Origin of the sequence: Streptococcus macedonicus ACA-DC 198, assembly GCA_000283635.1 — a bacterium.
In the GTDB taxonomy this organism is placed as follows: domain Bacteria; phylum Bacillota; class Bacilli; order Lactobacillales; family Streptococcaceae; genus Streptococcus; species Streptococcus macedonicus.
Genome location: HE613569.1, coordinates 251,026 through 263,914, shown reverse-complemented (window position 1 = coordinate 263,914; position 12,889 = coordinate 251,026). Strand labels below are relative to the sequence as shown.

The following is a 12,889-nucleotide window of genomic DNA, read 5'->3' as shown; positions in this document are numbered from 1 at the left end:
GTGACCAATCAATGTCCGAATTCGACGTTTCCTCTATTTCTAGTCCATTCTTCTAACATTCGCTTTCAGTTCAGCAATAATATTGTCTGGAACATTAAAATAATCATAAAGCTGTCTTTCAATCTCTTCAACCGACTTCGACCAATCTATTTGAGAATAATCATTAAAATCAAACCAAGGAACATTGCTCCAAACCTCTTTCGATTGATTGTGTTGAGTTACCTTGAGTGTTCCTAGCATCGCACGAGCTATATCTGTTTTGATGTACTTCAAACAGTTTTCAGCTTCCACTTCAGTATCAAATGCACCAAAAGAAATAAAGGTTTGTGTATGACCCACGAGTGGGGTACCCACGAGTGGGGTACCCACGAGTGGGGTACCCACGAGTGGGGTCGATAGAACTTCGCCTATCGCCCCACTTCCGTTGGAAGCAGGTAAAAACACTTTGTATTTATTCAGATTAGGATGTTCTTCAATTAAATCGCTATCAAGCCAATTTGTAACACGCTCATTATTGATACGTCCGTATATCCCAATTTGATTATCTGATTGTTTTTTATCCGAGAATATCTCTGGTAGTTTCTCGAAAATATTTGATCCAATCGATTTTTCTTCTGCTAAAGAAACTCTTCCCTTCAATTCTGGATAACGATTGTAAAGACTACTGCTAAATTTATAACTACTCTTACCATAAAGATATTCATTAAACGATTTCTTAACTTTATTGCGTACTAAATGCAACAAGTCATTTAGCCATTCAATCGGTGTGAAGGTCTCAATAGCACCAAAGTTTTGATTAACATCCCGATAAGTGACGGCTACCCCACCCTTGATATCTGTATTTGGAAAGACTTCTTCTGATTTTTGAGCGAAGTAAACCACTTTAAGATGTTCGTCTTCTAACATTTTCTGATTCCATACCTTTGGAGTCTGACCAGCATTAAAGAGAAAACGAGCTGGTGTAATCAGAACTGCCTTATCTGCGACTTCATAAGCTAAATCCATAAATTTATGATAGATTGGCTCGTCACGGGCTACCTCTCCAACTCCTTCATTTTGATACGGAGGATTTCCAATTACTACATCAAATTTCACGTTTCTAAATGCCTCCTCCACTTGAGTTTTCCCTTTGTCTAGGTCTGTTTTTAGGGTATCCGTTAGGTTTTCAATATAGGTTACATTGGTTTTGTAATTCCGATAACCGGTCAATGTGCGTTCGGTGATGGTTTTTGCCATTGGTGTTTTCGCAATAGCATAGATATTATTTGCTAAAATCTCTTGATAGATCTGGTCAGCTTCAAAATGATTGTCATCATTTTCCGCCACTCTTTGATAATACAGGCTAATAGCACTGTGAAGAGGATAAAGACCAGTCTTCGAGTTAATATCTAAGATCTTTGTTTCTTTTTGATAGATGGATGATGTGACCTCATTTTCTACCCAGTGTAGGTTTGAAGTCGCTCCATCTGTTACCGACTCAAAATTATCATCATAGAAATTCAAGCCACCTACTGATTTTATCACTTGAAGATTGACTACACGCCACGGTGTCAGCACAGTTTCTTTGTCAGGATTTTTAAAGGTGCTAAACAACTCAGCGATGTTTTCTGCCCGTTCAATAAAGTCCAAACTATCAAAAGATTTTGCTCGCTGGCGAATAATTCTTCCAGCCTCAATAAAGACTTCTGCATCATAATACTTGGTAATCTCACTAAACATTCCCTTAGTGAAACCTTTTGGCATGAACTCTTTCCACGATTCATCATCCACCTGCTGGATAAATTCTTGAATAGTGATATCTTTTGATAAGTCAACCGCCATGCCATAAATCATCATAGGAATACGGATAGATACCCCACGCAAAATAGAAATCATATTCTTACGTTGTTTCTTAGCTTCGTTTTGCTTTTCGATGGCTTCTAGCTCTTCTGGTGTCCGTTTGGCTTTTGGTTTCTTCTTGGCTCGCTCAGCCTGCTCATGTTCTTCATCCGTTAGACCATTATCATTAATAATGACTTTTTTAGGTGTTTTTTGACTCTGTGTCTTACCAACGATAGCATTTAGTTTGGTAAACATGCTTGCATCATCAGCGGTTAAAGTTAAAAGATTGTCATTATATAGACTGTCATCTTCGAAACCTGACCGCACTGCCTTTTCAGCATAAACTTTCTTGAGCTGTGTCAACATTCTATCGACATCATAAGTCTTCATCCCATGCTCAGAAGCCCCTAAAATTGGCATAAAGTTTAACAGACGAGCCATAGCTTGCTTTTGCGCTTGCGTATTTTTCTTCCCTACACCTGAGTTAATCTGAGCACTCTCCGCCATGACAGTCAAGGCTCTATCAGGAGCAAAATCAAAGACATAACAATTTGTCTTCATTCCCAATTTCTCATGAGAAAAAGGCGTCTGAGCACGAAAGGCAGCTTGTAGGTAGTTCATGGCACTATTGGTATTTGACAAAAACAGGACTGCTGTCCACTCTGGGATATTTACACCTGTAGTTAGTTTACGAACCGTCAGGGTAATAGTTTTTGTCTGCGAAGGGTCTTTACCAATAGCAGAACGAACTTTCTCTATGTCCGCATCATTAGCAATTCCATCATCGCTACTTGCTCCTCGAACAACATTAACAATTTTATATTCTTTCCCGAAAATAGGGTGTTCTTTAAGCAAGTCCTCAAAAGCATTAGCTTCCTTAACACCTGGCATAAGCCAAAGCGTATGACGCAACTCTTCACGATAAGACTTCGTTGAAAAAGGGTAGTTCGTACGACTATCTGGATGTGTGATATTATCTAAGAATTGGCGAACCTCTTTCTTATAAACAAGTTGACCATCCTCAGCCACACGGAAAAATTCCCTAAAGTTGAACGATTTACTCTCATCAGAAAAACGTTCCTTATGCTTCATTTCAAAAGTGAACATCGATACTTTTGGCAAAGTTTCATAAGGATTTGGCTCACTTGGTCGTTCTAATTCCCACTTCTTCTTAGCCTGTTGTTCCATGACATAGTCCCAAGTATAGACTTGCTCCTCGTCAAATTGATCCAAAAGATTGAAAGGTGTCCCAGATAGTTCAAGTATCTTTGTATGCTCTCTGACCAATTCTTTCATAACGGTATCACTGAGCTCGGTTTGCGTTCCCTCGTGCGCCTCATCAATGATAATCAAATCCCAATTCACATCTGCAAAATCTTTCAGATTGGTTTGTCCGCCATTGTACCGAAGCAATTGGATTGAAGCAAAATACACAAAAGGTTTTTCTCCTCGCTTCAGGTTTTCAAGCGTTTCTCCTTGATTGACTGAGCCATAATCATACCCATCGGCGCTCATCTTCATTTTCTTGAAATCATCAAACCAAGAATCCGCCACAACAGGACGATGAGTCATGATGAGCACTCTTTGAAAGGCTTCATTCTTGACCAATTGCAAGGACGTCAAGGTTTTACCAAAACGCATTTTAGCATTCCAGAGCATTCGGTCTTTTTTCTTAAAGACTTTTTGCGTCTGCTCGACCGCTGTCTCTTGTTCTGGACGAAGGGTGATAACTGGTTCTTCAATAAATGATTCTTTGGCAGTAATATTTAGATAATTTCTACCTTCTTTAACAGCTTTAATAGCAGCCTTAGCTGTCTCTAAATCCGTCTTGAACCACTCTGTTCCTTCCAGTTGTTCAGCCTGTTTAATCCCTGAACGCTTCAAGATATTATGCACATCATAATCATGGAACCAGGACTTGGTCGCCTTTTTGTAAGCAAGCTCTACCCAACCAAGCGTGTAAGGCAGACCAGATGTTTTCATGTATTGATTAATACGTTTTGGGGCAACAGTACGTAAAAAGTCACTATTTGGCGACCAATCTGTCTCAATATCATCCGAAGAAACGCTACCCTCACCAATTTTTTGAGTTCCTTCGAAGGCATTAAATAGTCCACTTTCATTGTTAACTGTTTGAATATAGATAAACTTCCGCTCAGCCGTAGTGTACATTTCTTGTGCTCTCGGTTCTAAAAACTGACCGATTGCACTGGCTTTAATATCCGGTTCAATATAGGTCAGCATGACCCAAGCGAGTATGTCAAAGACTTGTTTTAGTGATTTTAAGGCATTTTCTTTTGTCGCATCTTCTGGATTAAGGACATGCGCAGAATTATTCCCCTTTCCCTTGATATCATAAAAGTGATCGACGATTGTTTTATTAGGAATAAAGTCTCTTATCTCTCTTAGTACGTCATTAAGGGTGGCGCGCTCACTAATATCTAAATATTCTCTATCGGCAACCAACCTCGCTGTATTCTCAGCAACTTTTCTCACCTTAGTCAGCGTGCCTTCATAGTCCCCATGTGTATAATTTTCTTCAGCCATATTTATGGTTCTAAAAAGCTCGGCTGTATCTATATCAATTGCCAAAAATTCAAAATTTGAAATCATAGCCTAATCTCCTAGTAAATACACTTTTTGAATAGTTATCTCTTTTATCGTATCTGCTTTTTTAACAGATTCATTCTCAATAATAAATTCATCATCTATATCAAAAAAACTCAGTTGCCCTTCCACGACTGTCCGATCGTCTTCTACTTCATTACCCAAAAGTTCTGAAAGTGCAAAAGGAATTTTTCTTACCAAACTTGGATGACCTTTGACCAGTTGCCACTCATTGAACCTAATAGGCTCCCCTGTAACTGGATGCTGCTGAGTCAAGGTATTTCCTCTCACAATATTTTTATGAATAAGATAGTGTGCTGATTGATAGATATCATTTTTGCTATTTAGTCTAGTTCCAAAAGCTTGCTCGTACCAGTCTAAATAACAAAGAAACATCCGTGAACGTGCCACTTCCAAATTATCTTCTAAAAACTCTATGCCATAGATGGACGAGAGAGCGAATAAAGACTTTGTTTTCCAATTTCGTTTGTCATACTGTCTGACCACAGCCTCTAGCTTTCTCTCTAAAATTGCTTGCAAAAAATTTCCATCGCCTGCAGATGGCTCTAAAAAGGTCTTATATACACTTTCACAAGCTTCTTTCACTCCAGGAGTATCCAGCATTTTCCGAACCATCCAAGCAGGTGTAAAGACTTCTCCATGTTTTTGAACACGTTGTTTTGATTTAATTAAGCTCTCTTCCAAAACCTACTCCTTGAAAACGTTTATATCTCCACCTATTATACCATTTTCTATGCCTAACTTTAACTATTTCTGAGAGTGTTTGAAGTTCCCTGAAATAATGTAAGTTAGCTCTCAAAAAAAGGCAAAACATGAACAGAACTTAAATTTCATTTACAATACATGGTGTCTGATACTGACAGATAATCAGAATACAAGAAAACCGCAGATAATTTACTGCGGTTCTGTTTACTTATTTTGTATTTACTAAACTTCTTTTTGACATTCACCCAAAGTCTCACAATCCTTCATAAATCTAAATACCATCTGATCTAGTTCTATAAAAATCTGTCAAAATACTCAGTACCACTAGTTTTTTACTAAACCTCTCTTGCGACAAACAAGATTACATATATAGATACCAAAGGAAACATAAATAAACCTCTGCATGCAGATTATCTTAACAATAAGATGAGAACATTTAAAAATCGTCACCCATATTTTACACACGCCACACCACATAAACTAAGGCATATAGGAGCTACACTTGCTAAACAGGCTGGAACGTCTATTGAAGCTATTTCTGAAGCTCTAACCCATAGTGACACGATTACAACAAAGACTTATGTCAATGCTTCGAATGTTATTCCAATGGCTGTTGGAGAGATTGCCTATCGTAATCTTAAAAAGTAATGATGTGAATTTGGTGTGAAAAGTGGTGTGAATTTTGTTAAAAAACGTCAAAAAAACACCCCATGGTGTGAACCATGAAGTGTTGTAAATGCTGTATTGTAGGCATTTCTTAACGTTTTGAGAATTGTGAAGCTTTACGAGCTTTCTTAAGACCTGGTTTTTTACGTTCAACCATACGTGAATCACGTGTAAGAAGACCAGCGCGTTTCAATGAATCACGGAAGTCTGGGTCTACTTGAAGCAATGCGCGAGCGATACCGTGACGGATAGCTCCTGATTGACCTGCATAACCACCCCCTACAACGTTAACGAAAACGTCGTATGAACCTTCAGTTGATGTAACTGCAAATGGTTGGTTAATAACAAGACGAAGGTCAGCATGTGGGATGTATTCTTCTACATCTTTTTTGTTAACTGTAATTTTACCAGTACCTGGAACTAAACGTACGCGTGCAACAGCGTTTTTACGACGACCAGTACCTGTGTATTGTGCTTGTGCCATTTAATAGATGCTCCTTTCTCTCTTAGATAAGTCCTTTGATATCAAGTACTTCTGGTTGTTGTGCAGCATGTGTATGCTCGCTACCTACGAAGACTTTCAATTTCATGCCTTGTGCACGTCCAAGAGTGTTGTGTGGAAGCATGCCTTTAACTGATTTTTCAATCAAGCGAACAGCATTTTTAGAACGAAGTTCACCAGCTGAAATTTGTTTCAAACCACCTGGATACATTGAGTGAGTGTAGTAGATTTTATCAGTTGCTTTTTTACCAGTTAATTTAACTTTTTCAGCATTGATAACGATAACGAAATCACCTGTATCAGTGTGTGGTGTAAATGTTGGTTTGTTTTTTCCGCGAAGTACGCTAGCAACTACTGCAGAAAGACGTCCAAGAGGTACATCTGTCGCGTCAACAACGTACCATTTACGTTCAACTTGGCCTGGTTTAGCCATGAATGTTGTTTTGTTCATGAGTTCTCCTATACGAATTCGTTTTTGTTTACAAAGTGTGGATGTTCCGGTCCACGAGTTATTTGAAAGGTTCCGGGGCCTTACAAATGGGGTAAACAATACCGTTTACTATAATACCAAAAAAAGTGGTACCAAGTCAACACTTACCTACCATCTTTTCTAAGTTTTTTAGCGATTTTTTCTTTTTTTCATAGAAAACGCTTAGCGGAATTTACGGGTATTTTCTGCTAAGTGAACTAAGTGGCGTAAAAAGTCATGCGTTTTGGCCTGGTAATCATAAGTCCTACCTAAATCATAGATATAACCATTGATATAATCAACTTCTGTCTGACGTCCTTTGCTCATATCTTGGTACATTGACGGATAATGCAGAGGGCTTGTTTCCGCGCTGATATACCGAATGGTCTCCCATTCTTCATCACGACTATTCAGAGGAGTAATGCCCGCTAATTCGGCAACGTTATAAGCTTCATCAATTAATTGACATCCTAGTTTTTCGGCACCGTCGTAATCAATGAATTGTCCCATACGAATTTCAAAAAGGGTGCAGATGGTATTGATGACAGAATTGAACACAACTTTTGTGTAAAGTGTTCCTAAAAAATTATCAGTCAGATTTGGATTGAGGTTTGAAGCTTCAAATTCAGTTATTATCTGCTTTTGAACATCATCGATCGTCCCTGATTGAGCGGCAATATTAATAGAACCAACACCTGCTTTTCCAATAAAATCAACATTTCCTGCGTCTTTCAAGACCGTTCCAATCAGACAAGTTCCTGCTAAAACTTTTTCAGGCGCAAAATAGCGATTAATTTTCTCGATATGTCCCATGCCGTTCATTCCTGTGAAAACATATTGATTTTCATGGAAGAAATGCTTACTTCGTTCGAGCAACTGTGACAAATGCATTTGTTTATCAAAAATGATAAAAACATCTGGTTTTCCTTGGTATACTTCTGGTGTCTGAATGCTAATTGGAATCAGATGACGATTTTTACCATCACGTGATTGATAAACACCACCTTGTTTTCTAATCGTATCGATTTGCTCTTCCCACGTATCAATAAAATCCACTTGAACACCGAGGTGTTCTTTTAATAGCAGCCCAAAACGTAGTCCCATTGCACCACTTCCAAGTACAGCATAAGTCAAAGCCATGTCTTTTCCTCCTTTGATTTTAAAAATTATATCACTTCATCAGTCGAATATGGAGGAAATCAGGTATAGAATTTTCTTATGGCTAGCTATAAATAAAAAGGCTAGAACTTACTATTCTAACCTTTCTCTATTATCTTGCTTCTTTTCCGATTGAAAAGACGGCTAATGTTCCTGGTCCTACATGAGCAGAAATGACTGGTCCTAGTGGCATGATGAGGACATGGTTAATATCTTCATGTTCTAGTAATGATTTTTTGAGTGTTTCAGCACCTTCAATGTCATTGGCATAGGCAACAACGGCAGTGTCATGCGCTAGTGATTGCGTTGCTTGGGCAACGACTTCTTTCAAGGCTTTTTTGCGTCCACGAACTTTGGCTAATGGAACTAACTTTCCAGATGGCTCAATCCACAGAAGTGGTTTAATATTTGCTAAACTTCCTACAATAGCTGATGTTTTTGATAAACGCCCACCACGTACAAGATGATAAAGGTCATCAACCAAGAAATAAGTTCTTAGACGTGGCAAAACATCAATAATCATTGCTTTTGTCTCTTCAAGAGATTTTCCTTCATCACGCGCTTGAGCTGCTAAAATAGACAAGTAGCCTTCTCCCCCAGCAGCAGCTAAAGTATCGACTATCTCAATAGTAGCTTGCGGGAATTCTTCTAAGACAATATCACGAGCAATTATCGAACTTTGATACGTTCCTGAAAGAACAGATGAAAATGCCAAATAAAGCACCTTTTCCCCATTTCGAACATGACGTCGGAAACTTTCTTCAAATTGTCCAACATTAACTTGACTAGTGGTTGGTTTGCTACCATTTTTCATGCTGTCAAGTAATGTTTCGCTTGTTAAACGGTTTTCGCCGACAGTTTCGTATGTTTTTCCATCTAGCTGAATGGTTAATCCTAAAATTTCAACATCGTGAGCGTTTGCCCATTTTTCATCCAAATCAGCTGTTGAATCTGTTATTAATTTAAAAGTCATAATTCTTCCTTTACTATCAAACACTGATTTTTCTGATATTTTACCGTCAAATCAGTTTTCATTTTCAAAATGATACTTTGATAATCAAATTATTTTAAATTATTATACCAAAAAAGCTCACATTGCGCGAGCTTCTTTTAAAAAGTCCAATTATGATTAAACTTAAACTACATATCGTCTAGCAATTGTTTTAATTTATCCAATTGTCCGTCGTTCCAAGGGCGTAATTTGGGTGTTGTTAAATCAATATGTTGAGACATTTTATCCAAATCTGATTTGACTGTATTAACACGTTGTTCGAGTTCACGGGCCGAGACGCGTAAAGCTCCCTGCGAGAAAACTGTCCACTGCTCATTCAAATCACTGGTCGCAACTTCAACAAGATTAAGGGTTGTGTTTAATTCAGCAGCGGTACGTTCAATGTAAGAATCTGCAGTCTCGTCTTCTTCTGTAAAGATGACTTGAATTTTATATTGGTCATAGCGTTGACGAACTCCAGGAACATATTGCGCATCAAAAACACAGATAATGTCAAGATTTTCAAAATGAGCGTAGTTATTTAACTTACGTAGCAAGATATTTCTGGCTTCGTCTAGTTGATTTTTCTTAAACAGTTGACGTGTTTCCTGCCAAAAGGCAATCATATTATAACCATCAACTAAGAGGATTTTTTTCTTCAATTATTCTAGTCCTTTCATAGATGGCTAGCTTTTTCGGCTTTACAAGGTTTTAGTCGATTTTATGGCGGAAGACTTCGTACATCAATACTGCCGCAGCGACGCTGGCATTTAAGCTTTGCACATGACCGTTCATCGGAATGGTAATCATTTCATCAACTTGTTTTTTGATGTTTTGTGAAATGCCTTTTCCTTCGTTTCCGATGATTAATGCTAATTTACCTGAAGTATTCCATTTGTGAGATGGGGTTCCATTCATGTCTGTCCCAAATACCCAGAAACCCTGTTCTTTTAATTTATCAAGGGTTTGGCTGAGATTTGTCACACGTGCAATCGGCACATGCTCAACGGCCCCTGTTGATGTCTTGGCAACAACTGGCGTAACACCAACCGCACGGTGTTTTGGAATGATAACACCTGTCACATTTGTTGCATCAGCTGTTCGCAAGATTGATCCAAAATTATGCGGGTCATTGAGTCCGTCCAAGATAAGAATGAGCGGGTTTTCTTCCTGCGCAGCTTTATCCAAAATTGCATCCAATTCTGCATAGGCGAATTCTGAAACACGCAAAACAAATCCTTGGTGAACAGCACCATTTGTCATATCGCTAAGTGTTTTTTTAGGCGTCCAAGAGATGGATACTTTTTTCTCTGCTGCTAAATTTTTTATCTTATCAACATTTTTTCCGCGTAAATCGTCTTGAATGTAAAGTTTATTTCCTGTATTAGCCGTCAAACTTTCCGTTACGGCATGAACACCGTAAACAATGTCATTAGTTTCATTAAATTCTCTGTTTTCCATAGTATTATTATATCACGAAAACCAGCTCTCATGCGAGAACTGGCTGTTATTTTTATTTATAACTAGTCTTCTATTTTCTCAACGGCTTGAATACACCAGTCGATTAGTTCTTCGAGGCGTTCGATTTGGCCAGTCATATGAAGATATCCCATGACTGCTTCAAAGCCTGTTGACATGCGATAAGTCACGACATCCGCATTTTTAGCTTTAGTGTGGCTATTTGTGTTGCGACCACGTTTATAGATGTCTTCTTCTTTTTCAGTCAATAGCTGAGCTTCTAACATAAGATTAATTAGCATAGCTTGCGCCTTAGCAGAGACATATTTGGTTGCTTTGCGGTGCAATTGATTTGGCTTTGTTAATCCTTGAAAAATCAAGTGCTTACGAATATACATGGAATAAACCGCGTCACCTTCAAAAGCAAGGGCAATACCATTAATTAGATTGACATCTACCTTGTTAGTCACGTGTCCACCTCACACCATCTTTGGTATCAAGAAGTTTAATACCTTGTGCTGCTAATTGGTCACGAATGGCATCTGCTGTTGCGAAATCTTTATTAGCACGCGCAGCTTGACGTTTTTCAATAAGTTCTTCAATATCAGCATCCAAGACTTCTTCTTCAAACACAATACCAAATACAGCAAGCATCTTAGCAAAGGTATCTTTGACTGCTTGATTATAATTACCTGAATTAATCCATTTTGCCATATCAAAAATGACTGTAATACCATTTGCCGTATTGAAATCATCATCCATAGCTACTTCGAAGTCAGCTTTAAATTTTGCCAATTCAGCAGCATCAGCTTCTTCAGTAAGTGGCAATGTAAAAGTATTTTTCAAATATTTAAGATTAACAGAGGCGTCATGAACAGCTTTTTCAGTGAAATTTACTGGCTTGCGGTATTGTTGTGTCGCAAGGAAAAATCTTAAAACTTGTCCATCAACGGTTTTTAACATATCATGAACAGTTACAAAATTTCCAAGAGATTTTGACATTTTTTCATTATCCACATTGACAAAACCATTATGCATCCAATAATTGGCAAATGTTTTTCCTGTTTTGGCTTCAGATTGGGCGATTTCGTTGGTATGGTGAGGAAATTCCAAGTCAGCTCCACCACCGTGAATATCAATCGTATCACCAAGAATGGTTGTCGCCATAACAGAACATTCAATATGCCAACCAGGGCGTCCTTCTCCCCATGGGCTTTGCCATGAAACCTCGCCTGGTTTGGCTGATTTCCAAAGAGCAAAGTCTAAGGGATTTTCCTTGATTTCTCCTTCGCCATCAACACGACCACTAGCTCCAACTTCTAAGTCAGCAAGTGTTTTATTAGCGAGTTTTGCATAGTTTTGGCTTTTTGCAACGCGAAAATACACATCGCCATTAGCTTCGTAAGCAAAACCTTTATCTACCAAGACTTTAACAAAGTCAATAATCTCATCCATATAATCAATGACACGAGGATTTTTAGTTGCTGGTTTCACACCGAGTTGTTTGACATCTTCCATGAAAGCGGCGATAAATTTATCTGAAAAAGCTTTGGTGTCCATACCAGCTTCAGCAGCTCCTTTGATGATTTTGTCATCAACATCTGTGAAGTTAGAAATATAGTTAACCTTGTATCCTCGGTATTCAAAATAACGACGAATAGTGTCAAATGCCACAACGCTACGAGCATTTCCAATATGAATATAGTTGTAAACCGTTGGTCCGCAGACATACATATTAACCGTATTTTCAGTAATCGGCACGAAATCTCGCAAACTTCTGGTCATTGTATCATAAATTTTAATTGTCATGTCTGTTTCTCCCCTTTTATAGTCATTCTTAAACTATTGTTTAAACTGTTCATGTTATCTAAAGTTTTGAGGAATGCAAGCTTTGATAGCGTGCTTCTTCAAGTTTAGACGTGTAATATTCACGATTTTCTTCCATGTTATGAATAGCATCCACATCTTTTTTACCGTGAACACGAACAACTTTTGCGGGAACACCGACAACTGTGACATCAGCAGGAACATCCGCAACTACAACAGCAGCAGCACCTACCTTAGCATTTTTTCCAATTTCAATAGGACCAATGACTTGAGCGTGAGCAGAGACAAGCGCTCCTTCACGAACGGTCGGATGACGTTTTCCTACATCTTTACCTGTTCCACCAAGGGTTACACCGTGGTAGAGCATAACTCCCTTTTCCACAATAGCTGTTTCTCCGATAACAAGTCCTGAACCGTGGTCAATAAAAACTCCTTCAGCAATTTCAGCTCCTGGGTGAATTTCAATTTGTGTCCAAAAGCGCCAAAATTGGCTGTGCATACGAGCGATTAATTTAAAACCATGTTTCCACAAAAAATGTGATAAACGGTGTGCAGCCAGAGCTTTAATACCGGGATATGTTAAGATAATTTCCAGAGAGCTACGAGCCGCTGGATCATTTTTCTTAACGATATCTATGGTCTCTTTCCACCAACCCATATCTTC

The 12,889-nt window shown here is 38.5% G+C and carries 11 protein-coding genes and 1 pseudogene; 1 reads left to right on the top strand and 11 read right to left on the bottom strand.

The window, feature by feature from the left end; translation table 11 throughout:
• Positions 1-39: 39 nt before the first annotated feature.
• Together SMA_RS01480 and SMA_RS01475 are read right to left on the bottom strand one after the other, a co-directional pair.
• Complete coding sequence (locus tag SMA_RS01480) at positions 40-4,434, bottom strand: Eco57I restriction-modification methylase domain-containing protein (protein WP_014293899.1); 4,395 nt, start codon at positions 4,432-4,434, stop codon at positions 40-42.
• Positions 4,435-4,437: 3 nt separating this feature from the next.
• Positions 4,438-5,133: a DNA methyltransferase family protein gene (locus tag SMA_RS01475; protein ID WP_014293898.1), complete on the bottom strand. Its 696-nt coding sequence runs from the start codon at positions 5,131-5,133 to the stop codon at positions 4,438-4,440.
• Positions 5,134-5,517: 384 nt separating this feature from the next.
• On the opposite strand from SMA_RS01475, the pseudogene SMA_RS01470 reads away from it, so the two are divergent.
• A pseudogene (locus SMA_RS01470) lies at positions 5,518-5,802 on the top strand (tyrosine-type recombinase/integrase); the annotation flags it as partial.
• A gap of 109 nt (positions 5,803-5,911) precedes the next feature.
• On the opposite strand, the gene rpsI reads toward SMA_RS01470, so the two are convergent.
• The 9 genes from rpsI to cysE form a co-directional block, all read right to left on the bottom strand.
• Complete coding sequence (rpsI, locus tag SMA_RS01465) at positions 5,912-6,304, bottom strand: 30S ribosomal protein S9 (RefSeq protein WP_014293896.1); 393 nt, start codon at positions 6,302-6,304, stop codon at positions 5,912-5,914.
• A 22-nt stretch (positions 6,305-6,326) separates the two neighbouring features.
• Positions 6,327-6,773: a 50S ribosomal protein L13 gene (gene rplM, locus SMA_RS01460; RefSeq protein ID WP_003063191.1), complete on the bottom strand. Its 447-nt coding sequence runs from the start codon at positions 6,771-6,773 to the stop codon at positions 6,327-6,329.
• Positions 6,774-6,974: 201 nt separating this feature from the next.
• Positions 6,975-7,931: a ketopantoate reductase family protein gene (locus SMA_RS01455; protein ID WP_014293895.1), complete on the bottom strand. Its 957-nt coding sequence runs from the start codon at positions 7,929-7,931 to the stop codon at positions 6,975-6,977.
• A 130-nt stretch (positions 7,932-8,061) separates the two neighbouring features.
• Positions 8,062-8,922: a DegV family protein gene (locus SMA_RS01450; protein ID WP_014293894.1), complete on the bottom strand. Its 861-nt coding sequence runs from the start codon at positions 8,920-8,922 to the stop codon at positions 8,062-8,064.
• Positions 8,923-9,089: 167 nt separating this feature from the next.
• Positions 9,090-9,602, bottom strand: coding sequence for an NYN domain-containing protein (locus SMA_RS01445; protein WP_014293893.1), 513 nt, complete (start codon positions 9,600-9,602; stop codon positions 9,090-9,092).
• Between the two features lie 49 nt (positions 9,603-9,651).
• Positions 9,652-10,401, bottom strand: coding sequence for a 23S rRNA (guanosine(2251)-2'-O)-methyltransferase RlmB (gene rlmB, locus SMA_RS01440; protein WP_014293892.1), 750 nt, complete (start codon positions 10,399-10,401; stop codon positions 9,652-9,654).
• A 62-nt stretch (positions 10,402-10,463) separates the two neighbouring features.
• The gene (locus SMA_RS01435) at positions 10,464-10,868 is read right to left on the bottom strand and encodes a Mini-ribonuclease 3 (protein ID WP_009853359.1); all 405 of its coding nucleotides are present in this window, start codon (positions 10,866-10,868) and stop codon (positions 10,464-10,466) included.
• A complete protein-coding gene (cysS, locus tag SMA_RS01430) occupies positions 10,861-12,207 on the bottom strand; it encodes a cysteine--tRNA ligase (protein ID WP_014293891.1) in 1,347 nt (448 codons plus the stop codon). The genes SMA_RS01435 and cysS overlap by 8 nt, the downstream gene beginning before the upstream one ends.
• A gap of 58 nt (positions 12,208-12,265) precedes the next feature.
• Positions 12,266-12,883 (bottom strand): serine O-acetyltransferase, encoded by a 618-nt coding sequence (gene cysE, locus SMA_RS01425; protein ID WP_009853357.1) that lies wholly within the window; start codon positions 12,881-12,883, stop codon positions 12,266-12,268.
• Positions 12,884-12,889: the final 6 nt, after the last annotated feature.